This window comes from Dyadobacter sp. CY356 (assembly GCF_021440195.1).
In the GTDB taxonomy this organism is placed as follows: domain Bacteria; phylum Bacteroidota; class Bacteroidia; order Cytophagales; family Spirosomataceae; genus Dyadobacter.
Genome location: NZ_JAJTSZ010000001.1, coordinates 518,264 through 541,620 on the forward strand (window position 1 = coordinate 518,264; position 23,357 = coordinate 541,620).

Below are 23,357 nucleotides of genomic sequence, written 5' to 3' on the forward strand. Positions count from 1 at the left end.
ATCAATGAAGCAGTTACAGTCGCTGGATTACATTATTTTCTTTGTTTACTTCATCATTGTTTCAGTGTATGGCTACTGGATTTACCACCGTAAAAAAAGCGAAGCCGCGTCCACCAAAGATTTCTTTCTGGCCGAAGGATCGCTGACCTGGTGGGCAATCGGCGCATCTTTGATTGCTTCCAATATTTCTGCCGAACAGTTTATCGGGATGTCCGGAAATGGGTTTTCTATGGGACTGGCCATATCAAGCTATGAATGGATGGCGGCTGCAACACTCGTGATCGTCGCGCTTTTCTTCATGCCGATCTATCTGAAAAACAAGATTTTTACTATGCCTCAGTTTCTAAGTCAGCGTTATAATCCTACGGTGAGTCTGATTATGGCGATTTTCTGGCTGGGCTTGTATATTTTGGTCAATCTGACTTCGATCCTGTATCTGGGTGCGTTGGCCGTATCTGGTATCTCCGGACTGGATTTCGATCTTTGTATGTGGGGACTCGCTATTTTCTCCATCATCATCACAATTGGCGGGATGATGGTGATCGGTTTTACAGACGTTATCCAGGTATTTTTTCTGATCATCGGCGGACTTGCGACAAGTTATATTGCCATCAATCTGGTGTCTGATAATTTTGATACGACTGGTCTTTTGAATGGTTTGAAAATGATGACACAGCATCACGACGATCATTTCCATATGATTTTCAAAGAAGGCAGCACCCATTATATGGAGCTTCCCGGGCTGACCGTTTTGCTCGGCGGTATGTGGATTGTAAACCTGAACTATTGGGGATGTAATCAGTATATTACCCAACGAGCTCTTGGAGCAGATCTCAAAACAGCGCGTAACGGACTTTTGTTTGCAGCCTTTCTGAAACTTTTGATGCCTGTTATTGTCGTGTTGCCCGGAATTGCAGCCTACACACTTTACAACCAGGGATTATTTCAACAGGAAATGACTGAAAACGGCGTTATCGTTGCCGATAAGGCATATCCTGTTTTACTGAACTTATTGCCGGCCGGCCTGAAAGGACTTTCTTTTGCAGCTCTTACCGCAGCAATCGTAGCGTCGCTGGCAGGAAAGGCCAATAGTATCTCAACAATTTTCACCCTGGATATTTTTAAAATTTATATTGGGAAGAATAAAACAGAAGCACAGCTCGTGACCATCGGCCGGATTGTGATTGTAATCTCGATGATTTTAGCGATTCTGGTTTCTCCTTACATGGGTATAGACAAGGCGGGAGGTTTTCAGTTTATTCAACAAATGACCGGACTGCTGTCGCCGGGAATTTTCGCTTCCTTTATTATGGGATTTTTCTGGAAACGCAGCAATTCCGCCGGAGCGTTATTTGCCATCGTCGGCGGATTTATTGTAGCTCTGGCGATGCACAACAACTGGCTTCCGTTTGCAGACTGGACGCAGGTTCCGTTTCTGGATAGAATGGGGTGGGTTTTTGTAATTTGTATTGTTGGCATGTTTGTTCTGAGTTATGTTTTGCCAGACGAGAAAAAAGGCCTTGTGATTGATCCGTCCATGTTCAGAGCGCACAAGGGTTTTGTATTTGGGGCGGTAGTTATCTTGGTTATGCTGATTGGTTTATATATTTATTTCTGGTAGATTTTTTCAATTGAAATTTAGAAAGTTAGCCCTGGGAGAAGTCTTCCTGGGGCCTTTTTTTTGTTAATTTGAAACTCTGTGTCACGATAATCAATCATCTTTTTTCCTAATCCAGCGGGCAGTACTGACCAGCAGTATTAAGTTCAGCAGTATCGCGAAATACCAAACCCAGCTTTTGCCTTCGCCTATCTTGTTAAACAGGAACCCTGACAAGAACCCGAGACAACCCAAATAGCTTATCCGGGCATTCCTTGATACCAACATATTTTTAATATCCATTACCATTTTTCTGGGATCGTTTTACAATTAACAGTTAAAAAAAAGCTAAGAATTGTTCCTCATATTCAATATTAGAAGACAATGACGAAAGCACCTGATATGAATTTTAAACTTTATTATAAACTGAAAAAACTGGTGCGCCGAACAATATAGCGGCACACCAGTTTTTAGTTAATATCTACCTGAAACCGTCATTTGTTATGTGCAAACCAGACTTTAATCCCTTACAAATGATCCCGTAAAGTTGTCCAGGCGATAGAAATACATTCCCTGACTAAGTGCTGAAACATCAATGACATTCTGTCCATCTCCTGTAACTTCAGTCTGGTGAATGATCTGGCCAAGCATATTCAGGATGGTCAGTTTCCCAGCAACTTTATTTCCTTTGAGATCAATTGTGAGCATGTCCCTTACCGGGTTTGGATATATAACTACCGGCTTTGTATAAGTATTATTTACCGATTTTACCTGAGAATATGCGTAGGTTCCGTCCAGATCCGTTTGTTTTAAACGGTAATAACTTATTCCTGCGAGTGGGAGAGGGTCAGTTGCGGAATAGTGGTTTTCGGACGTGCTGTTTACTTTACCCTCAATGAATGCTATTTTCTCAAACCGTTTTGCATCAGTGCTTCGCTCGATGTCAAAGCCGGCATTATTCTCTTCAGAGTAAGTGGTCCAATCCAGACGTACGCTATTTTCGATAAACTTGGCATTGAACATTCCCAATCGAACGGGTAGGGCACTTTCATCCAAAGTCAGTTCAAGGCTCGTCGCCATTGTAGGCAGGCCCGGTGCAAGGTATGCGCCAAAGGAATTGATCGTCGGCTGGGACGCACCGGTTGCCCTCGTGAATGTAACGGTTCCGCTGTTATTGGTAAGATAATAGCCATTGACCGGTGTTTTAATCGCGATAAAAACGCCACCCGTTATCCCAACCTGCATATTACGCGCCGTACTTGCCTGGATTTCGCCGTTTGCCGAACCTTGTCTCAGGTTTGCAGAAGAAGCAATAGCGCCAGTTCCTTCAAATGTGAAAGTCCCCACGCCATTAACCAAAACAGGCGTATTGGCTGGAATTTTGGAGGTCGTAATAATTTTACCAACGACTTTCGGATCTGTAAATTCCAGCGTATAGGCTTTGACGCCTGTCGGAATATTGGATTCAAAAGGTAAAACCAGCATTCTCATCCCGTCTAGCGTAACGCTATAGGTAGCAGTTGTAGCGGTGAAACCCATCGGCGGGTAAAAATCACCACCCATATCGCTGAGTTCAAGTTTTTCCGCAATCGTTCCGTTTACAACGTTTGTTTTGTTATTCAAAACACCGCTTGGTGTGTAAAATACGCTGTTTTTGTTGGCCGCGGCAGCATGCCAGTCAGTTTGTGGATTAATATCGGTTGCCTCGGTAAAATCAAGAGAGGTATATCCGGGATCATTCAGGCAATCTAATAAATAGCTATCTGAATCACTGTAAATGCCTGAAAATTTATAACCTTTTTCATTACCAACAGCCAGATAAACATCCTGAAATTTGAAGGTAAGCAGGGAACTAAAATTGTTATTATACATGGAAATAATCCCTGTGATACCGTCTGGAAGCACATCTTCTGAAATGTCGAAAACCCAGTCAAAATTATCCCTTCTCGCAAAATTAATCGTCCCATAATTGTGAGATGCTACCGCCCCGGCCTTATTGACATAGTAAAGGGTGGCATTACTTGATGTGTAAAGATTACTGGATGACAGACTTTCTACACGGAATACCAGTCGGTTAAACTTTCCTGTAAGTTGTAAAAATCCATTACTGGCATCTTTATTGGCACTAAAAAGTGGCATGTCAACTTTATGCCCAGCTGTTTTACCGCTCAATTGATAGGCGGTTCCAAAGGTTGGGTTGGTAACCGTTTGGGCTTCTACTTTTTGATAATTAATCAGCTGGCTGACCATTTGTGATACTTCCCGCTCTCCGCTTTTATCAAACACAAGTGTAGTGATGCTTGATGAGCCAATGGCTACACTTGGGCGGGCCGTCTCTCCTGTAAATGTGATGTTGTTTTCTACCAAACTTGTGGTTTCAGTGGTAGTTATTGCTTTTCCGGAGGCGGAAAGAAATGGCAAATCCACAGATAAATTGTAGGAATTAGCAGAAGAATTGATCACCATCACAAACACTTTGTCGCCAGCTTCCGAGATGTAGGAAGACCCGCTCAATTGTCCTGTATTATCGTTCCATGTGTTTTGTATGCGCTGTGCACCTGTGACATATTTTGCATAATGGGAGAGAATATTTCCTCGTTTGTTAATTTCTCCTGCAACCGTACCAAACTGCCCGTCACCCATCATGCCATAATAACGCTTGGTGGCATAATGCACCCATGCATTTACGTTGGCCAGCATAGCATCATTGATCTTCGTGGCAAAATCGAAGGCGTCGCTTTGCCAGTTGTAATTCCTGGCAGTTCCGCTTGAATTCCAGTTGATCAGAAATTCTGTCATCCATACTTCTTTCCCCTGAGCCTGCACATTTAATAAGCCGGATTGGATCGCCCCATACTGATGTCCGCCGAAAATCTCAAAATTGGCCAAAACCGCAGGATCCAAAAAAGCGTTGGCGTAAGTATCAGTAATACCCACGCTTTCAGGAGCAATAACTTTACAATTAATTTTGGCACCCTGCTCTTTAATGAACTTGGCCATTTGAGCAGGCGTCCAGATACAACCGGCATAGTCAACCTGGTAATCTGGCTCATTTTGCAGTGAAATCGCGTACAGGTCAACGTTGTTGGTTTTGAGATAAGTTACGAAGTTATCCAGATATTGAGCATAATCTGCATAATGTTCCTCTGCCAGATAAACGGGCCTGACAGTACCAGTTTCATCCGTATAGCGTGAGGCGGTTGTGTTATAGGTTTTCCATTCTGCGGGCATAGTCCATGGAGATGCAAATATTTTCAGCCCGAGAGACTGCGCAAGTTGAGCAGTGCTAAGCGCCTGGGGCCAGTTTTCCTCTCCGATCGGGATGTATATACGCATGATGTTATAACCGGCTTCACTATTTTGTCCCCACATTTTTCTGATTTCGTCATCAGTCATGTGATTGTAGCCAAACTGCGGACTATTTACAAAGCCGCCGAAACCTGTAATTTTCTGATACGAAACGTCCTTGTTGAGCTTAATAGTTGCAGTTTTTGCCTGTGCAAAAACTGGGTGATGAAACATGCTCAAAAGAACCAATAAAATTGCTTTTTTGAAAAGTCTGAGTATTTTTCCCGTCATTGTTTTAAGAGATTAATGGTTAGTATTTATGTCTTTATAAGGTTTTCGGAGGGAATTTTAATTTGAAGCTTCAGGAGTAATTATCGCAGCTGAATGCGATTAGATTTTACCATATCTATAATTTGATTAATAAAAAATGTAATTTTATTTAGCAAATTAAGGGAGATAAGAAATGAAACTATGACACAAATCGTCAAATTTCGGGTAGGAATGTTTGACCAGGTAAAAAAATGTGGCTATTGTTCTGGTTTTTTTTATTCAAAGTGAGGCGTCCAAGAATTTTGAAGAATCCGCAGGGGGATTAAAGCATTTTCGGCGTGTAATTTTTACCGCAATCGAAAGACATATATTAAGAAGGGTTATCTTTTTTGAAAAGCTTAAAGGCAGTGAATTGTTCAATAAAATTTTTATTCCTTTCGAATTTATATGATCGTTGCTGAAAATAAGTTGTTTAACCTAAAACAGACGAAACCGAAATACTTCTTCTGTAAATCCCAGGCGGGCGCCCGGTAAATTTTTTAAAAGTTCTGCTAAAATGGGAGAGGCTTTCAAAGCCGGTAAGTTCAGCAATTTCGGAACTGGTTGCGTTGCTGGTGGCCATGATATGTACTGCCCGTTCGATGCGCGTCTGGTATATATAAGACAACGGTCTCGTTCCGCAATATTTTTCAAATTGCCGGGAAAAATATTCTGTGTTTAAGTTGGCTCTTTCTGCAAGTATTTTAACACTGAGCGGTAAATGCAGATTGATATAAATGTAACGCATTGCGTCAAGAATTTTGACAGGTATGATCCTGGTATCCTCCGTCTGAAAAATTTCCAGCATGGTAAACCTGGATAACAATTGGAAAAGAATACCCTGCGTTTCAAGGAAGTTTGAAAATTTTTGTTGATTGTTAAGTTCCTGATATTCTTTGTAGTAAATATTTTTTTCATATACTTCCGGATTGTCAGAACGGTTAATTCCTCTACCGGGATTAATATCTACAAGTCGTTGAAAATTGATTTGGTCGATATCGCTGGCCTTAACCTTGTGAATATTTCTCAGATGTGAAAACAACGAAATGCCATTATCCGACTCTTCAAAAAACTGAACAAAATACTGACTGAGATAGGTGTCACAAACCAGATTGCAAAGTGTATAGGATGGAATAATATAAAGATAGCCGGCTTCCAGACGCAGTGTTTTAGAGGTATCAGAAATTTTCCCTTCGCCTCCGTCAACGTAATAAATACGGTGATAAGGGCTGATTACATTTTTGTAATTCCACTTCGAATCCAGCTTTACATAGTCAGTATTTAGCAAAGAAAGCGTTTGCTTCAAAAATCGTTTATTCATTATTCATGACAAAATAGACCTGAAATTAGTAAAAGTCTGTTTAAGTCAAAAAAAAGTCTGTTTTTGTATAATTATTCTAAAATGAGGCGTGTAGTTTTGACATTCAGCAGAATGAGAAAAATGAATTTTGTTCTGGAAAGATTTGCAGGCAATTCCGGAAAATTAAAATGAGATTGATAAAAGTTAAAATAAACAACAGCAGTACCAGCATATGAACATAACCAATATCAAAAAGAATACGAATCGGAGTCATTATGGCATGAGTAAAGTAATACTCTCAGCGTTGCTGGCTGTGTCTTTCACAACTTTCATATTTGGTCAGCCACTTGCACCAAAGGCCGTCGGACCAGTTCCAACCGAAAATCAGTTGCGCTGGCAGAAAATGGAATACTATGCATTTATTCACTTTTCAACCAATACCTTCACGAATCAGGAGTGGGGATACGGAGCGCCGGAAGACGCCAAACTTTTCAATCCTACCAATCTGGATTGTGAGCAGTGGGCGCGCGTTTGTAAAGAATCCGGGATGACTGGTATTATCCTGACAGCCAAGCATCATTCAGGTTTTTGCCTTTGGCCAACAGAAACGACAGAATATTCTGTTAAAAACAGCCCCTGGAAAAACGGGAAGGGTGATATTGTGGGCGATCTTGCCAAAGCATGCCGGAAATACGGACTTAAACTTGGTATATACATTTCGCCCTGGGATAGAAATAATCCGAGTTACGGGCTTCTCGATGCCGATGGAAGCGCGCCTTACGTAAAAAATATTTTTAGAAAACAGATTGAAGAATGTCTTACCAAATACGGTGACGTATTTGAGATTTGGTTTGACGGTGCCAATGGAGGAGACGGTTATTATGGTGGCGTGAATGCCAACCGGATGATAGACCGTAAGACTTATTATGACTGGAAAAACACGTATAGCATGATCAGAAAGTTACAGCCAAAAATCGTTATCTGGAATGACAATGGCGACAGGGCGGATCTTCGCTGGGTGGGAACGGAGTCTGGTTATGTAGGAGAAACCAACTGGAGTCTGCTGAATGCCACGGGTGATGTTCCGGAAGATATGCTTCGGTATGGTGTGGAAAATGGAAACGCCTGGGTTCCGGGTGAAGTGAACACTTCCATTCGTCCAGGTTGGTTTTATCATGAAAGTGAGGACAAACGTGTGAAAAACCTGCCTAAATTATTGGAAACCTATTACAAATCGATTGGCCGGAACGGTACGTTTTTGCTGAATTTCCCCATTGATAAAAGAGGTTTAATTCACGAAAATGATCATAAAGAAGCAGTTGGTCTGGCCAATTCGGTTAAGGAGGCATTTGCAGTAAATCTGGCTGAAAAGGCAAAAGTTTCAGCAACCAATTCACGTGGCAAAGATAAGAAATTTGCTCCTGAAAATGTGCTTGATGGCAATACGGAGAGTTACTGGTCCACGGATGATCAGGTAAAATCAGCTTCATTAACTGTTGACTTTGGAAAACCAACAAGTTTCAACCGCTTTACAGCCGAGGAATATATCCGTCTTGGGCAACGGGTGAAAGCTTTTAAGATTGAGGCTTTGGTCGACGGACAATGGAAAGAACTGAAAGACCAGCTGGTATCTCCCGACCGGCCTGGAACTACAACCATTGGTTACAGGCGTATCATCACTTTCCCAACGGTAAAAGCTACCCAGCTTCGTTTTACAATTACGGACGCGAAGGCTTCACCACTGATTTCCGGGATTGGGGTATATAACGCGCCGCAGATTCTGGTGCCGCCTACAATTGTTCGGGATAAATCCGGGACCGTTCATATCACAGCCGGAGACAGGGAATCGGAGCTCTACTATACGATTGATGGATCACAGCCAACAATATCTTCAAAAAAATATGCTGGTCCGGTTGATACGGATGGGAACAAAGTTACAGTCCGGGCAATGGCCTATGATATTGCCAGTAAAAAGAGCAGTGATGCGACAGAGGAGATTTACGACATAGCCAGAAAAGATTGGAAAATCGTAAGCCCTGGTAATGCGAAGTCGGCAATTATCGATGGAGATGTCAGTACATCCTGGTATCGTGATAAGGATGCTACGTCGCCGGATGATCTGGTGATCGATTTGGGAAAAACGCAATCATTAACCGGATTCCGATATTTCCCCGGCGACAGAAGCAGCGGAGTAATTACGCATTACGAGTTTTATGTATCCAAAGATCAGGATAACTGGAAAATGGTGAGCTCTGGAGAGTTCTCCAATATCAGAAATAATCCATTCTGGCAGATTAAAAATTTCGATCTGACGGAGGGACGTTATATCAAATTACGAGCCTTGAAAACTTCCGGGGGAAATACCGGTTATGCAGAGTTAGATATCGTTACAAAATAAAAAGAGCAAAACACAAGAGCGTGGGACTGGTAAAATCAGTCTTACGCTCTTTTTTAGTACAATATAGGTTATTGTGCCAATCTATTAAATCCCCAACTAAATTAATGGCAAATATATCTATCGTATTATTGCAATAAGAAAATTAATATTTACCTTTGAACTATGGGAGTTACAAAAACACAGGTTTTCACGGATAGACAAAACCGCATCGCTGATTTAGCGAAAGCGCTTGCACATCCTGCACGCATCGCGATCATTCAGCATTTATTGAAAGAGAAATCATGCGTTTGTGGTGATCTGGTTGAGGTATTGCCGCTCGCTCAGGCCACCGTTTCTCAACATTTGAAGGAACTTAAAAATATTGGTATCCTTCACGGTGAGATCAACCCGCCGCGGGTGTGTTATTGTATCAATGAAACGGTCTGGCAGGAAGCTAAGGCAATTTTTGGAGAGATTTTTGAATCCGAAGTCGCACCGAATTGCTGTAATTAAACAGATTTCGGAATAAATTTTTATATCACATTTATCGTAACATAGCAATGAATAATTTGAGTCCAATGAACTGGCAGGCATTTAAAAATATGCTTTTAGAAAATCCTGAGCAGGTACTTCAGTTCGAGTATGCAGAGGGTAAATTTGTAGATGCCTCCTATCACATTACCGAAATCAAGCAGGCTCCGATTGTTTCGGTGGACTGTGGCGGGGTAATGAATAGCTGGACAGAAATTATCGTACAACTTTGGGAGCCGTCAGTTTCAGAGACAGACCGCGCGATGAAGGTCAGCAAAGCACTATCGATTGTGAATCTGGTTGAAAAATCGCTTCCACTCAATCCTCTTGGCATTGTTAAAATTGAATTTGGTAATTCAAAATTTGATACCCGACAGATGTACCCGTCAGAATTTATTTCAGAAGGTGACAGCTTCACCGTGAAACTGGCAGCCGACTATACACAATGCAAAGCCATCACAAGAGGAGGAAGTTGCGGAACTACGCCATCGGGTGAAGCGTGCTGCACGCCTGCTACCAATACGGTTGCACCCGTAAAACAAACACTTATACTGGAAACAATCGGTGCAGAAAATCAAAGCTGCACGCCTGGTGGCGGATGCTGTTAATAGCTGATAGCCATTAGCTTTTGGCTAATTCGTATAAATAGAAAATACATACGCTTATTTTTTATGATATCAATTAGAAGTTTAGAGCCTGCGGATTGGCCAACCGTCCGTGAAATTTATGCAGAAGGTATTGCAACAGGACAGGCTACACTGGAAACGAGCCCGCCGGAATGGGAGGTTTGGGATAAATCCCATACGCGGGAATTACGGTACGTCGCAATGAATGACGACAGCGAAGTTATTGGCTGGACTGCCCTTACGCCTGTTTCCGGCAGATGCGTTTATGCAGGTGTAGCCGAAGTCAGTGTGTATGTAGGAAGCAGATTCAGAGGACAAAAGATTGGTGATATGCTTTTGAAACACTTGATCAAACAAAGCGAAATGTCGGGTTACTGGACTTTACAGGCTGGAATATTCCCGGAAAACCTGGCGAGTATGAATCTTCATACCAGGAACGGTTTCAGGCTCATTGGATTTCGGGAAAACATTGGAAAAATGAACGGAGTCTGGCGAAGCGTTAATCTTCTGGAAAGAAGAAGTAAGGTTGCGGGAATGGATTGAGTATGGTGTAGATTACACGGAGGACCATGGAGTCAAAAAGGAGATTCACAGAGTTTTAAGAAGAATGGATGCCAGTTCGTACAAAGATTTATGGGAGTTAGACGAGGTTACGAGAAATAAAAAACTCTGTGTAACTCTTTTATCCTCTGTAAGGCTCTGTGTAACCAATAAACCAAAAATTATGAAAAAAATATTAGTACTCTGCACCGGCAATAGTTGCCGCAGCCAGATAGCCGAAGGATATCTTAGAAAATTTGCCGGCGATAAAGCCGTTGTTTATAGTGCGGGGGTTGAAACACATGGTGTCAATCCGAAAGCAATAATGATTATGGCTGAGGATGGGATTGATATTTCCGGACATACTTCAAACAATATTGAAGAATACACAAACATCGACTTCGATTTTGTGATCACCGTTTGTGACAATGCCAAAGAGCGCTGTCCGTATTTTCCTACGAATGCAAAGAAATTCCATCACAATTTCCCGGATCCGGCCAAAGCTGTCGGTAGCGATGAAGAGGTTAAAGAGGAATTTCGGGCTGTCAGGGAAATGATTAAGGAGTATTGTGAAGATTTTGTGAAGACAAATCTTTAATAAATCTACGGCTGGGCAGGATTTATTAAAATCGAATTTATGAAAACTGCGGATATTGGCCAGCTGGCTACCCGCTAAAAGCTAATAGCAAAAACTTATGTCTGCTACAAATTGCGCTCCCGCGGCCAACCGAAAGAAACTCAGTTTTCTGGACCGCTATTTAACTTTATGGATTTTCATCGCCATGGCCTTTGGTGTGGGACTTGGCAATTTTGTGCCATCGATACCAGCTTACATCAATACTTTTTCAAGTGGGACAACCAACATACCGCTGGCCATCGGGCTGATCCTGATGATGTATCCGCCGCTTGCCAAAGTGAAGTACAACAAAATGGGCGAGGTGTTCAGGAACACCAAAGTAATGACCGTTTCGCTGATCCTGAACTGGATTATCGGGCCGGTACTGATGTTTCTTCTCGCTATTATTTTTCTGCCAAATCATCCTGAATACATGATCGGGTTGATCCTGATTGGCCTTGCGCGCTGTATCGCTATGGTTTTGGTCTGGAATGAGCTTGCAGAAGGAAGCCGCGAATATGCTGCCGGACTGGTTGCTTTAAACAGTGTTTTTCAGGTTTTGCTTTACAGTTTTTATGCTTATTTTTTTATAACCGTTTTGCCTCCATTGGTTGGTTTAAAAGGTCTGGATGTGAATATAACTATTGCTGAAATTGCAGTGAGCGTAGGTATCTATCTGGGTATTCCATTCGCTGCAGGCGTACTAAGCCGCGTTGGATTGACAGCACTAAAAGGCGAGCAATGGTATGAACAGAAATTTATTCCATTCATTTCACCGATTACATTGGTGGCATTGTTATCAACAATTATTTTAATGTTTTCGCTGAAAGGTGAGCTCATAGTACAATTGCCCGGAGACGTCCTTCTGATCGCCATTCCGTTGGTTATATATTTTGTCATTATGTTTCTGGTCAGCTTTTTTGTGGCAAAAGCACAGGGAGCTGATTATTCACAAAACGCATCGATTGCTTTTACTGCTTCGGGTAACAATTTTGAGCTGGCAATAGCGGTGGCGATTGGTGTGTTTGGTATTAACTCCGGACAGGCATTTGTGGGTGTGATCGGGCCACTGGTAGAGGTACCGGCTTTGATTGCACTCGTTAACGTAGCTTTTTGGTTACGCAATAAATACTATAAGACTGACACTGTTCCTGCACAACATGGAAATGTATGATCTGATTGTGATCGGAGGTGGTCAGAGTGCGCTGGCGTGTGGCTATTTTCTTCGTCGTTCCGGTTTAAAATACATTATCCTGGACGATCAGCAACATGGCGGAGGTGCCTGGCAGCATACCTGGGATTCGATGACCTTGTTTTCGCCAGCCGAACACAGCTCGCTGCCTGGCTGGATGATGCCCAAATCTGAAAACGAATTTCCTTCAAAACAGGCAGTTTTGGATTATTTAAGTGCCTATCAGGAACGTTATCAAATCCTGATACAACATGGTGTGAAGGTCACGGACGTTCAAAAAAACGGAGCTGTATTTACAGTGGTTGCTGATCAGGGTGAATACCGGAGCCGGGCGGTTATTTCTGCAACCGGCACTTTTCAGAATCCGTTTATACCTGCGTTTCCCGGAAAAGATCTTTACAAAGGACAACAGCTTCACTCTTCTCAGTATAAAAATGCAGATACATTTAAAAACAAAACAGTACTGATTGTCGGTGGAGGAAACTCCGGTGCCCAGATATTAGCCGAAGTTTCGAAAGTGGCAAAGACAGTTTGGGCGACACAAAAAATGCCTGACTTTTTACCGGATGATGTTGATGGCCGGGTGCTTTTTGATGTAGCATCCGCCAAATACCATGCGATGAAAGAAGGTAAGGAGTTTGTTCCGTCTCAATATAATATTGGTAATATTGTCATGGTGCCGACCGTGAAAGAAGCCCGCTCACGTGGTGTTCTCGAAACACGGGAAACTTTTAAGGAGATTTATGAAAATGGCGTTGTTTGGCCGGATGATATCCGACAGCCTTTTGATGCGATCATCTGGTGTACAGGATTTGGGTTTGCCACCGGTCATCTGAAAGGTCTGGGTATTTTGCAGGAAAAAGGAAAAGCAGATTGTGAAGGTACCAGATCCGTAAATGTCGAAGGTCTATGGCTGGTTGGATACGGCAGTTTTACCGGATTTGCCTCTGCAACTTTAATCGGCGTTGGCCGTTCTGCGCGCCAGACGGTCAATGAAATAGTTGAATATTTAAAAATACAGAAATAATGAGAATAGCCTTACTTTCTGATATCCACGCCAATCTTCCCGCTTTTGAGGCTGTGCTCGAAGATCTGGAAAAACAAAAACCGGACGCAGTTTACTGTCTGGGTGATCTGGTAGGTTATAATGTCTGGCCAAATCAGGTGATTAGTTTGATACGAAATCATCGCATTGCTACCATTGCAGGAAACCATGATCTGAAAGTGGCAAAAATATTTCCTTCCCAGGATTCATGCAGTACAGAAAAAAGCAGCGATTACGCTTACAAAATCGTAGGCAATATAGAGCGGGAATATCTTTTGACCTTGCCAAGACATTTGAATTTAGAATTTCAGTTAAATGACGATTCGCTGAACATGCTTTTGGTACATGGCAGTCCGCGCAGTATCAATGAGTATCTGCTGGAAGAGTTGCCCGAAGAGTATATGATTGAAATGCTCAAAGAGTTTAACGCTGATATTTTATGTTTTGGACATTCCCATAAACCTTACCACCGCATTATCAATTCAGGAGAAAATGGCAATGATCACTTTCACCATCTGATCAATACGGGCTCGGTTGGAAAGCCCAAAGATGGTGATGTGAGAGCCTGTTATGTAATGCTGACGATCGATGCTTCTGCAAGTACGAAAACCACGGATAACATTCAGGTAGAATTTATCCGTGTAAAATACGACGTGGAAAAAGCAGCCCGGGCGGTGGAAATGAGTTTATTTCCTGATGCATTTGCAGATAATTTAAGAGGAGCATACTGACGAAAAATATCTACTGAATTTATACAACATATTGATATTTAGGATTTAAAATAAATGTAGAAAGTAAGATATCAAATTCGGACACTTACTTTCCGCAAAAATGTAAATTAATTTATCGTGCCAGTGCTTACTTAAACTTAGCTGCCAGCGTGATGATATTTGACTGCATACCTGTCCCTGCATTCCGGTAAAAATGGCCGTAACGAAGTTCAAGCGATGCAAAATGCCTCATCCCCATAATTCCGCCGGGAGGAGCAAAACGGATTCCCGAGCCTACAAAATGACTTTGAAAGGCCGACAGGTCATAATCACTTGAATAAAACTCTGAATTCGGATCATGCTGCTTATACGGTGCAAAATAACGGATTGATGTTTGCGTATTAAATCGGTAAAAGGGGCTAACCGAAACAAATGGCGTTATTTTGATCGGTGTTTCTAGTGAAAAGGTATGTGCCTTCATCCCCCAGTTGTCCGCATAAAAACGATAAAATGTACGTAAGATAATTTTATCCCCCAGGAAATAACTTCCTCGGAATCCAATGGGAAGTTTAAATCTCGTACCAGGCAATTTTTCAACTTTTTCCGATCCATCTGTAAAATAGGTGCGGTGAAATGGCGTACTCAAAAGTCCTTCCTGATAGGTAGGTTCCACAATCATCAAAACCTGCAAACGCTTGTTTACGATCTGAGATAAAGACACAGACCCGTTATAAGTATTTCGAGGTTTGTGATACAGGTTAGACTTGTCACCTTCGGCACCCGAGCTGTATCCGTTGGGCCTGAGCTCTGATGGCAGAATGGCGGTGTAAGTATCCTGATAGGTGCCGGCCTTGAATGTGATTTCCCGGTTATTATCTTTGGATGATTTCGAAAAATTGACGTTAAATCCAAGCGATTTATAATCGTATTCGGTAGAATAGGAAAACATCGCCCCACGGTTTGTGTGATTTTGATCGTTTTTCATATTCCACGAAATAGTCGGGTAAATATGCGTATCCGTTTTCGAGGCCGAAGATATCGTCAACGGGTCAATATTATCCTGGGATGCGGAAGAATAAAAATCAATATTTAGCTCTCCCGAAATGGTATGTACCCGGTTACGTTTATCTGTTTTAGTCAGTTTTATTTCGAGCGAATTGGCAATGTCAAAAAGCTTTTCTGTGCCGATACCGCCTGTAATTGCAGAATTATTTCCATTCTGGTTGTAATAACCGGAAACAAAATTAACCTCTTCAATTTTTAATTTTTTTGCTTTATATCCTGTCGGAATGCTGTCCTGGATCTGGGCAGAAACCGAGCCGAACCAGCCCAGCAAGGCGGCCACTGTTAGGGTGATCTTTTTCATCTGATTTGTCTATGGAAGTGAGTTAATTACAGCCGCAGCCACCGCCGCTTTTTCCACCATTTGCACCGGAAGCACCCTCCCGGTAGAGATAAAAGCTTTGCTCGAATTTTTCCGCTTTTCTGGCCGATAAATCCATTTCTGAATCGTTGATCCGGTTTTTTTGATATTCCTTGACAGATACGCAGGAGATGACGCATAAGCCAAGTATCAGCAAAGCAAGACTTTGCCGAACGGTAGAGGTTATATGTTTCATGTGATTTTAATATTTTTCGAGGTAAAAATTTTATTGTAATCATCAATAATAATGCAGGCAATCTGCTTCATTTGATTGATCATATCCAGCCCGACTTTGACGCCCAGTACGGTGACCGGCGTTGCCAGGGCATCGGAGAGTTCAGCATTTGGTGAAATGATGGTTACGCTTTTGATACCGCTGACCGGCAGTCCCGTTTTTGGATTAATCGTGTGCGAGTATTTTCGTCCGTTTATCATGACAAATTTTTCGTAATTACCAGACGTGGCTACGGCCATATCACTGATTTTCATATATGAAAAAGGCTCATCCTTCGCGTCAGGATTTGCTATTCCAATGGTCCAGTCTGATCCACCTGGCTGTTTTCCCCAGGTGGTCAGATCACCCGATGCATTCACCACACCGCTCAGCGCTCCATTTTTTATCATTACAGCTTTGGCCATCTCCGCAGCATAACCTTTTCCAATGCCTCCAAAGCCGATCCGCATGCCTTTTTCTTTCAAAAAAACAGTTCGTTTTTCAGCATTCAGAACAATATTTTTATAATTGATCAGCCGCACCATTTCCCTGGCTGTTTCCGGAGCAGGAAGCGATTTCATGTCCTGATCAAAATTCCATAACGATTTATCAACCGAGCCGTATGTCAGATCAAAAGCTCCCTGGGTTAATTCAGAAATGCGGATGGCTCTTGTAATCAAATCGAATACTTCCTGATCCACATGAACTTCACTAAAACCTGCCGACTCATTAATTTGCTGTGTTTGACTGCTGTCGCTAAAAGTGGTCAACAGTTTTTCAATACGCTGAATCTCAGAAATTCCCAGGTCTATGATCTTATTGGCCCGGCTCTCATCATTTCCTGCTGCACTGATCTCAAACCGGTTACCCATTAAGCGGACAACCTTTTTGAAGATTTGCTGTTCCATATTAATTTTTGGCAGCCGAATGCTTGCTGATATCAGCAATGAATGTTTCAGTCGAGGGCTGAAATCCTTCCCATTCTTTGACAATATTTCCCCTGCTGTCTATCAGCACTGTTAGCGGAAAAAGGCCTTTGGGATTGTATTTCTCCGCCAGCATTTCGTTTTTTTCTACCTGCGCTTTGTCCAGCTGATTTTTCTTTTGACGTGGAAAATCTGCCCGGACCAGTACCAGATTTTTAGAAGCATATTCTTCAAAAGCAGCAGATTCGAAAACCTCTTTTTTGAGTTTTATACAAGGTCCGCACCAGTCTGATCCCGAAAAGTTCAGCAGTATCATCTTATGGTCCGCATCCGCCTGAGCCTTCGCTTCCGTAAAGTTAAGTTTCCAGTCAAGCGGCAGTGTAGCCAGGCAAACCAGAACAATTGTGGTCAGTAATTTCATATTTGTTGTTAGGTTAATAAATGACAACGGTATTCCCGTCTGTGGCTACTTTGTAAATTGTGAGCCCGTTTCTTCCAAATGTGTTTAATCCTGCACCTGTCATGCTAAATCTGGCACCATGCTGCGTACAATAGAATTCCGTTTTATTAAAAATAATTCCCTTTTTAGGTTCATGTGTACAGGTTTGCGTGGCTGCTACAAGTACCCCTGCCGCTGACTGGGCCACAACAATTCCGCTCTGGATCAGGTAACCGCCAACTTTAAGCAACGCAGCGTTGGACGAAGATGTTAAATCGATTCTTAGTTTCACGCTTGTAATCTTGTTAAGTGCCTCAGTGGTAATTGCCAGTGAGGATGGTAGTTTCGCCGTATTCAGCGTACCATTGGAGGTGCCAACTGTGTCAACTGCCACTACTGTTTCAGGTTCCGCCGCGATTGTCAGCGCATCAATTACCGTATCTTCTTTATTGACACAGGAAGTGAGCAAAGCCATCAGGGCTGGTCCACGGAAGCCCATGGATTTCAAAAAATCAAGACGTGTCATTCTTTATCGTTTAGCAGGTTCTTCATTATGCATTACGAATTAGTAAATGATATTGTTGCGCTGAGTAAAAACGGATTAGCACCTTTGCGTTCACTTTGAGACCTGTACTAATCTTCTGATTTATTTTTTAACGACATCAAAAGCGAATAAGCACCTTTTATCACACAAACCTGATTATCAAAATTTTCCTTAGTGATAATCTCTGTAAACCCGTTTTCGCTGGTGCCGGTTTTCACCTGTTTCATCTCAAAGTTATCCTTGCCTTTTGGTATAAAAACGAATTGTTTTTCTTCAAAGGTTACAATCGCATTATCCGGCAGTACCAGCACGTTACGCTTGTTCAGTTCAATATCTGCGTTCATGAACATTCCTGGTAAAAGTCCGGGTTCATAACGCTCGAAATGGGAGTGGACCTCGGCGGTTCTTTCCATGGAAAGATCTTTGCTGATCAGGATTATTTCGCATTCATATTTTTTTTCAGGCGCGTTGTTGGTGTATGCCAATAGTCGCTGTCCTTTTTTTATTTTATCAAGATCTTTTTCGAAAACTTTAAGCGCAAGATGAATATCTGTTGGATTGATCAGCTCAAATAATACCTCCGTGGGCGACACATATTTGCCGATGTTGACATTTACTTTGGAAACATAACCGTTGATAGGCGAGTAAATATTAACACTTCGCGAGATATTATCTTTCGACAGTTTATCCGGATTGATACCCGCCAAACGCAGTTTTTCGGAAAGCGATTTCATCATTACCTGCTGGCTGATGTATTCTGATTCTGCCTGCTGAAATATTTTATCACTGCTCGATTTACTTTTGTTTAGCTCTTTCTGACGCAGATAATCACTTTCCAGAAATGCAACCCGTGCTTTTCCTGTCAGATAATCCTGTTGGAGCTGGATATACTGCTGGTCTTCCATCACAGCCAGAATTTCTCCTTTTCTTACGGGTGTGCCAGGTAAAAGTTTTGTTGTTTTTAAATATCCGCCCAAAGGCACACTGATGGAAACAATGTTTTGCGGCGGCACATCTATTTTACCATTCAGTTTCAGAATTTCAGAGATCTGTTTTTTTTCAGGAAGAGCCGTTTTGATACCGGCATTCTGCATTTGTTCTTTATTAAGCGACGCCACATTTTCATTCACAGGTTTTTCTGTTGAGGAAGATTGTTCTTCCTCCTTTTTTGAACAGGAAAACATCATGCTGATGAGGGCTGCGAATATCAGGTATTTCATATCAGGCAATTTAATTTTCCAGGTAATAACTAAGTTCAATGGCTTTGCTGTTCAGATTCATGATGATGTCCAGATAATTGCTCCGGATTGTGGTGGCGTGACTGATCAGCTGTGCCCATTGCAGGTAATTGATGCTGCCGCCTGAAAGCTGCTCATTGGCCGTTTTGGTGATCAATGAAGCATTGGCCAGTCCGGTTGTTTCGTAATACTGGATGGTATTCAGGAATTTGCGGTATTCTGTCAACGCGGATAAATATTGAATTTTTAAGGACTGGGCACCAGCCTGGTAACTTTGGCGCACGATATCCTGATTGATCCGGGCACTATTAATCCGGGCTTTCTGTGCACCCGCAAAAATCGGAATACCAACGCCGATCTGTGCCGATTGAAAGCGCTGTGATGCAGTATAAGTTTTGTCATTGGCTCCGGTCCCGCGCATACTCATGTTGTTATAACCCACATTAAGCTGCGGCAAAAGTTTTGACTTTTCAACATCAACTGTCGCAGCCGCTATTTGCTGCTGCTGCATCAAAAAACGCATTTGCGGATGGTTTTCCAACGCTGATGAGTCCTTAGCCGATACCAAAACATACCGGTCTTCCATTTGCGGCTGATAATCTGTTGTAGTATTCAGTAATAATTGAAACTGTAAGCTGGATAAGTTCAGGTCTGAATCAAGCTGTTGACTTTGTATACGGACATCGGCAAGCTGAGATTCTACTGTGGTTTTTTCGAGAATATCACTTTCTCCTTTGTCAAACCGCTGTTGAGCTCTTTCGTAAAAACCGCTGTAAAGGCTGTCCAGTGATTGTAGAAGTGCTCTTTTTTTATTTTGATAAACAAAAAGATAGTAAACCTGGGCTACATTTCGTTTGAGCTCACTTTCGCGCACGGCCACATTCAGTACACTTGACGCCAGCTCGTTTTGCAGAAGATTTTTTTGTTTGGCATAAACCGTTGGCAGGCTGAATGACTGCGACAGGTTAATTCTGGTATCGGTATAAAAACTGTTGATCTGGCCGCCTTCGAGTTGCACTGTGGTTTGAGGAATAACAACAGCCGATTTTACAAGAGCTTTCTGATATTCTGTGCGAAGTTTTTCTGTTTTTAAATTCTGATTATTGGCAATCGCTATTTGCTGTGCCGTTTTCAGGTCAATTTTGTTTTGTGAAAAACTTTTAGATGGATTAATAACAGAGCATGATACGATGATTATTACAAGGATCGCAGCCTTACCACCACTTCTAAATTTGAAACCTTTTTCAAAAAACAGATAGAGGACCGGAAGTACAAAAAGGGTCAGAAAGGTTGCCACCAGCAGTCCACCGATCACCACGGTTGCGAGCGGTCTCTGTACTTCGGCTCCCGCTCCGTTGCTGATTGCCATGGGGAAAAAGCCAAGCGAGGCCACAAAGGCAGTCATAAGCACAGGCCGGAGTCGGTGTTGCGTACCTTCAAGAACCGCTTTCCGTATATCTTTTTCACCATCTTTTCTAATGCGGTTAAATTCGGCCACTAGCACAATTCCGTTTAAAACTGCAACGCCAAAAAGTGCTATGAAACCGATTCCTGCACTGATACTGAATGGCAAACCTCGCAGGGCCAGGAAAAAAATACCGCCAATGGCAGACAATGGTATGGCAGAATAAATCAGCAAACCGTCTTTTACGGAATTAAAAGCAAAGAATAGCAGAACAAAAATCAGCAGTAATGATACCGGCACGGCAATCATCAGTCGTTGTTTTGCTGCATTCAGGTTTTCAAAAGATCCGCCGTAGGTAATATAATAGCCCGTCGGAAGTTTAAGATTCCGGTTGACTTTAAGTTGAAGTTCGGTAACAATACTTTGCACGTCTTTTCCCGAAATATTGAATCCAACCACGATACGTCTTTTGGCATCCTCACGCTGAATCTGGTTTGGGCCGTTTTGTATTTTAACCTCAGCCAGCTGATTTAGCGGAATTTGATTGCCGGTGGCGGTTGAGACCAACAGATTCTGAATGTCTTCCAGATTTTTCTTCTGCTCGCCGCGCAGTCTTACTACGAGCTCAAATCTTTTTTCTCCTTCGAAAACCATCCCCGTGCTCTGGCCGGCAAGAGCGGTGTTGACGATTTTATTGATTGCAGTAATGTTGAGGCCATACTGAGCCAGGGCGTTCCGGTTATACCGTATGGTGATTTGCGGCATTCCGGAAACGGCTTCCATATACAAATTTTTTGTTCCTTCGACCTGCCCTGCCAGCTTACCAAGTTTTTTGGCATACAAAGCGAGCGTGTCCAGATCTTCTCCGAAAATCTTGCAAACTACATCTTGTCGTGCACCAGTCATGAGCTCATTAAAACGCATCTGTACCGGAAACTGAAAACCTGCCGTGATGCCCGGAACGGCTTTTAGTGCTTTGCTCATTTTCTCCGAAAGTTCAGGAAAGGTCCCGGCGGAAGTCCATTCGCTTTTATCTTTCAAAATCACCATCATATCACTCGCCTCCATGGGCATAGGGTCGGTTGGGACTTCGCCGCTGCCAATTTTGGTGACGACTTTTAAAACTTCCGGAAACTGGGTTTTCAGGATATGGGCTGCTTTTTGCGTATTTTCTATTGTCGTAGTGAGGCTGCTTCCTGTTAAAACACGCGTGTCTACGGCGAAATCTCCTTCTTCCAAAGCAGGAATAAATTCACCTCCTAAGGTGGTAAGTACATAAATGGCCAAGCCAAAAAGTATCATTACCGAGGCCAGTATCATTTTGGGGTGACGGATCACACCTTCCAGGGCATACCGGTATTTTAGTGAAAGCCGGTCCATGATCCGGTCTGACAAACCTGGTTTTGTCTTGATTTTTTTGCTAAGAAAAACCGCGCTCATCGTGGGAATGTAAGTCAGCGATAAAATAAAAGCACCCAGAAGCGCGAAGGCTACGGTTTGCGCCATCGGTTTGAACATTTTTCCTTCAATACCCTGCAAAGTAAAAATCGGTAAGTAAACGATCAGGATAATGACCTGACCAAAAACTGCACTGTTCATCATGCGATCCGCGGACTCATTCACCTCTTCGTCCATTTGCGCTTGTGAAAGGCTTGCCAGCCCAGCGAATTTTTTGTTATGTGTAATTTGATGCATGACCGCTTCGACGATAATCACGGCTCCGTCCACGATCAACCCAAAATCCAGCGCACCCAGGCTCATCAGATTTCCGCTTACGCCAAACGTGTTCATCATGATCACGGCAAAAAGCATGGCCAGCGGTATCACAGAGGCAACCAACAGCCCCGCTCTTAAATTGCCCAGGAAAAGGACCAGTACGAAAACAACGATCAAGGCACCTTCCAGAAGATTCTTTTCTACCGTACCAATGGCATTATTAACCATTTTAGTCCGGTCAAGAAAGGGCTCAATGACAACACCTTCAGGCAGTGTTTTCTGAATTTGCGCAACCCGTTCCTTTACGTTTTTTATGACTTCACTGCTGTTGGCGCCTTTGAGCATCATCACGACCGCTCCCGAAACTTCTCCTTTGTCATTATAACACATGGCACCATAACGCGTGGCATAACCCGTTTTTACTTCCGCCACATCGCGGATGAAAAGCGGCTGTCCATCGGTCAGATTTTTGACCGCAATGTTTTTGATATCATCCAGGTTTTCTACCAGACCTTCGCTGCGGATGAACAGAACGGTGGGGCCTTTTTCTATATAAGCACCGCCGGTATTTTCATTGTTATTTTGCAGTGCCGAAAAAACATCGTTGATCGTGATGCCATATGACAAAAGTTTATCAGGATCAATCTCGATGGAAAACTGTTTTAATTTTCCACCAAAACTGCTGACTTCTGCCACGCCTTTGACACCCAGTAACTGTCTCCGTACGATCCAGTCCTGAATCGTACGGAGATCTGTTTCATTATACCGATGTTCATAACCGTCCTTCGGTCGGATCACATATTGATAAATTTCTCCAAGTCCGGTACTGATAGGGCCCAGTTCGGGTGTTCCGATACCTTGCGGGATAAGTGTCTGAACTTTTAAAAGTCGCTCGGAAACCTGTTGTCGGGCCCAATAAATGTCCGTTGCATCATCAAAAACGATGGTCACCAGCGACAAGCCAAAACGGGAAAAGCTTCTTATTTCCTTTAATCCCGAAATGTTATTGTTTGCCTGTTCGATCGGAAATGTTACAAGCCTTTCAATATCTGTGGCACCAAATGAAGGAGCGACAGTAATAACCTGCACCTGGTTATTTGTAATATCAGGAACGGCATCGATAGGAAGCCGGGTCAGTTCATAACCGCCGTAACCTACGAGTGCTATCACCAAAAGGCCAATAATAAGCTTATTGCCAACAGCAAACCCGATGATTTTATTAAGCATAATTTTTCATTCTAAATCCTGAAAAAGAATATGAAGGCAAGGAGGAAGTTAGTAGTAAACTTCCGGCAGGTTAGCGCCGATCATTTTACAGATC

General features: G+C 42.6%; 18 protein-coding genes. 9 read left to right on the plus strand and 9 right to left on the minus strand.

Annotated features, from left to right (window positions below):
• Window positions 1-4 precede the first annotated feature (4 nt).
• On the plus strand, window positions 5-1,621 hold the full coding sequence (locus LXL81_RS02225) for a sodium:solute symporter family transporter (protein ID WP_234645071.1): 1,617 nt from the start codon (window positions 5-7) through the stop codon (window positions 1,619-1,621).
• 495 nt (window positions 1,622-2,116) lie between these two features.
• On the opposite strand, the gene LXL81_RS02230 is transcribed toward LXL81_RS02225, so the two are convergent.
• Window positions 2,117-5,176, minus strand: coding sequence for a T9SS type A sorting domain-containing protein (locus LXL81_RS02230; RefSeq protein ID WP_234645072.1), 3,060 nt, complete (start codon window positions 5,174-5,176; stop codon window positions 2,117-2,119).
• A gap of 451 nt (window positions 5,177-5,627) precedes the next feature.
• Window positions 5,628-6,515, minus strand: a complete 888-nt coding sequence (locus tag LXL81_RS02235; protein ID WP_234645073.1) for an AraC family transcriptional regulator — start codon at window positions 6,513-6,515, stop codon at window positions 5,628-5,630.
• A 259-nt stretch (window positions 6,516-6,774) separates the two neighbouring features.
• Between LXL81_RS02235 and LXL81_RS02240 the strand changes: the two genes are divergently transcribed.
• The 8 genes from LXL81_RS02240 to LXL81_RS02275 all read left to right on the plus strand — a co-directional run bounded on the left by LXL81_RS02240 (window position 6,775) and on the right by LXL81_RS02275 (window position 14,152).
• Window positions 6,775-8,892 (plus strand): alpha-L-fucosidase, encoded by a 2,118-nt coding sequence (locus tag LXL81_RS02240; protein WP_234645074.1) that lies wholly within the window; start codon window positions 6,775-6,777, stop codon window positions 8,890-8,892.
• A 162-nt stretch (window positions 8,893-9,054) separates the two neighbouring features.
• A complete protein-coding gene (locus tag LXL81_RS02245; protein ID WP_234645075.1) occupies window positions 9,055-9,384 on the plus strand; it encodes a helix-turn-helix transcriptional regulator in 330 nt (109 codons plus the stop codon).
• Between the two features lie 47 nt (window positions 9,385-9,431).
• Entirely contained in the window at window positions 9,432-10,010 is a 579-nt protein-coding gene (locus LXL81_RS02250; protein WP_234645076.1) for a DUF6428 family protein, read from the plus strand.
• A gap of 63 nt (window positions 10,011-10,073) precedes the next feature.
• Entirely contained in the window at window positions 10,074-10,571 is a 498-nt protein-coding gene (locus LXL81_RS02255; RefSeq protein ID WP_234645077.1) for a GNAT family N-acetyltransferase, read from the plus strand.
• A gap of 181 nt (window positions 10,572-10,752) precedes the next feature.
• Window positions 10,753-11,166, plus strand: a complete 414-nt coding sequence (locus tag LXL81_RS02260) for an arsenate reductase ArsC (RefSeq protein ID WP_234645078.1) — start codon at window positions 10,753-10,755, stop codon at window positions 11,164-11,166.
• A gap of 97 nt (window positions 11,167-11,263) precedes the next feature.
• Window positions 11,264-12,358, plus strand: a complete 1,095-nt coding sequence (arsB, locus tag LXL81_RS02265; RefSeq protein ID WP_234645079.1) for an ACR3 family arsenite efflux transporter — start codon at window positions 11,264-11,266, stop codon at window positions 12,356-12,358.
• Window positions 12,351-13,403: an ArsO family NAD(P)H-dependent flavin-containing monooxygenase gene (locus LXL81_RS02270; RefSeq protein ID WP_310589543.1), complete on the plus strand. Its 1,053-nt coding sequence runs from the start codon at window positions 12,351-12,353 to the stop codon at window positions 13,401-13,403. The genes arsB and LXL81_RS02270 overlap by 8 nt, the downstream gene beginning before the upstream one ends.
• Window positions 13,403-14,152: a metallophosphoesterase gene (locus tag LXL81_RS02275; protein WP_234645081.1), complete on the plus strand. Its 750-nt coding sequence runs from the start codon at window positions 13,403-13,405 to the stop codon at window positions 14,150-14,152. The genes LXL81_RS02270 and LXL81_RS02275 overlap by 1 nt, the downstream gene beginning before the upstream one ends.
• A 127-nt stretch (window positions 14,153-14,279) precedes the next feature.
• On the opposite strand, the gene LXL81_RS02280 is transcribed toward LXL81_RS02275, so the two are convergent.
• The 7 genes from LXL81_RS02280 to LXL81_RS02310 all read right to left on the minus strand — a co-directional run bounded on the left by LXL81_RS02280 (window position 14,280) and on the right by LXL81_RS02310 (window position 23,263).
• Window positions 14,280-15,497 (minus strand): DUF3570 domain-containing protein, encoded by a 1,218-nt coding sequence (locus LXL81_RS02280; protein WP_234645082.1) that lies wholly within the window; start codon window positions 15,495-15,497, stop codon window positions 14,280-14,282.
• 22 nt (window positions 15,498-15,519) lie between these two features.
• The gene (locus LXL81_RS02285; RefSeq protein ID WP_234645083.1) at window positions 15,520-15,750 is read right to left on the minus strand and encodes a DUF4266 domain-containing protein; all 231 of its coding nucleotides are present in this window, start codon (window positions 15,748-15,750) and stop codon (window positions 15,520-15,522) included.
• Window positions 15,747-16,676, minus strand: a complete 930-nt coding sequence (locus LXL81_RS02290; protein ID WP_234645084.1) for an FAD:protein FMN transferase — start codon at window positions 16,674-16,676, stop codon at window positions 15,747-15,749. The genes LXL81_RS02285 and LXL81_RS02290 overlap by 4 nt, the downstream gene beginning before the upstream one ends.
• A 1-nt stretch (window position 16,677) precedes the next feature.
• Window positions 16,678-17,115, minus strand: a complete 438-nt coding sequence (locus LXL81_RS02295) for a thioredoxin family protein (RefSeq protein WP_234645085.1) — start codon at window positions 17,113-17,115, stop codon at window positions 16,678-16,680.
• A gap of 13 nt (window positions 17,116-17,128) precedes the next feature.
• On the minus strand, window positions 17,129-17,659 hold the full coding sequence (locus tag LXL81_RS02300) for a Rieske 2Fe-2S domain-containing protein (RefSeq protein ID WP_234645086.1): 531 nt from the start codon (window positions 17,657-17,659) through the stop codon (window positions 17,129-17,131).
• Window positions 17,660-17,766: 107 nt separating this feature from the next.
• On the minus strand, window positions 17,767-18,897 hold the full coding sequence (locus tag LXL81_RS02305) for an efflux RND transporter periplasmic adaptor subunit (protein WP_234645087.1): 1,131 nt from the start codon (window positions 18,895-18,897) through the stop codon (window positions 17,767-17,769).
• A gap of 10 nt (window positions 18,898-18,907) precedes the next feature.
• Window positions 18,908-23,263 carry a CusA/CzcA family heavy metal efflux RND transporter gene (locus tag LXL81_RS02310; protein ID WP_234645088.1) on the minus strand — a complete coding sequence of 1,452 codons (4,356 nt, stop codon included), beginning with the start codon at window positions 23,261-23,263 and terminating at the stop codon, window positions 18,908-18,910.
• Between the last annotated feature and the right edge of the window lie 94 nt (window positions 23,264-23,357).

Coding starts and splice junctions, on each gene's coding strand:
- LXL81_RS02225 (WP_234645071.1), top strand. CDS start 5: ATGAAGCAGTTACAGTCGCTGGATTACATTATTTTCTTTGTTTACTTC.
- LXL81_RS02230 (WP_234645072.1), bottom strand. CDS start 5,176: ATGACGGGAAAAATACTCAGACTTTTCAAAAAAGCAATTTTATTGGTT.
- LXL81_RS02235 (WP_234645073.1), bottom strand. CDS start 6,515: ATGAATAAACGATTTTTGAAGCAAACGCTTTCTTTGCTAAATACTGAC.
- LXL81_RS02240 (WP_234645074.1), top strand. CDS start 6,775: ATGAGTAAAGTAATACTCTCAGCGTTGCTGGCTGTGTCTTTCACAACT.
- LXL81_RS02245 (WP_234645075.1), top strand. CDS start 9,055: ATGGGAGTTACAAAAACACAGGTTTTCACGGATAGACAAAACCGCATC.
- LXL81_RS02250 (WP_234645076.1), top strand. CDS start 9,432: ATGAATAATTTGAGTCCAATGAACTGGCAGGCATTTAAAAATATGCTT.
- LXL81_RS02255 (WP_234645077.1), top strand. CDS start 10,074: ATGATATCAATTAGAAGTTTAGAGCCTGCGGATTGGCCAACCGTCCGT.
- LXL81_RS02260 (WP_234645078.1), top strand. CDS start 10,753: ATGAAAAAAATATTAGTACTCTGCACCGGCAATAGTTGCCGCAGCCAG.
- arsB (WP_234645079.1), top strand. CDS start 11,264: ATGTCTGCTACAAATTGCGCTCCCGCGGCCAACCGAAAGAAACTCAGT.
- LXL81_RS02270 (WP_310589543.1), top strand. CDS start 12,351: ATGTATGATCTGATTGTGATCGGAGGTGGTCAGAGTGCGCTGGCGTGT.
- LXL81_RS02275 (WP_234645081.1), top strand. CDS start 13,403: ATGAGAATAGCCTTACTTTCTGATATCCACGCCAATCTTCCCGCTTTT.
- LXL81_RS02280 (WP_234645082.1), bottom strand. CDS start 15,497: ATGAAAAAGATCACCCTAACAGTGGCCGCCTTGCTGGGCTGGTTCGGC.
- LXL81_RS02285 (WP_234645083.1), bottom strand. CDS start 15,750: ATGAAACATATAACCTCTACCGTTCGGCAAAGTCTTGCTTTGCTGATA.
- LXL81_RS02290 (WP_234645084.1), bottom strand. CDS start 16,676: ATGGAACAGCAAATCTTCAAAAAGGTTGTCCGCTTAATGGGTAACCGG.
- LXL81_RS02295 (WP_234645085.1), bottom strand. CDS start 17,115: ATGAAATTACTGACCACAATTGTTCTGGTTTGCCTGGCTACACTGCCG.
- LXL81_RS02300 (WP_234645086.1), bottom strand. CDS start 17,659: ATGACACGTCTTGATTTTTTGAAATCCATGGGCTTCCGTGGACCAGCC.
- LXL81_RS02305 (WP_234645087.1), bottom strand. CDS start 18,897: ATGAAATACCTGATATTCGCAGCCCTCATCAGCATGATGTTTTCCTGT.
- LXL81_RS02310 (WP_234645088.1), bottom strand. CDS start 23,263: ATGCTTAATAAAATCATCGGGTTTGCTGTTGGCAATAAGCTTATTATT.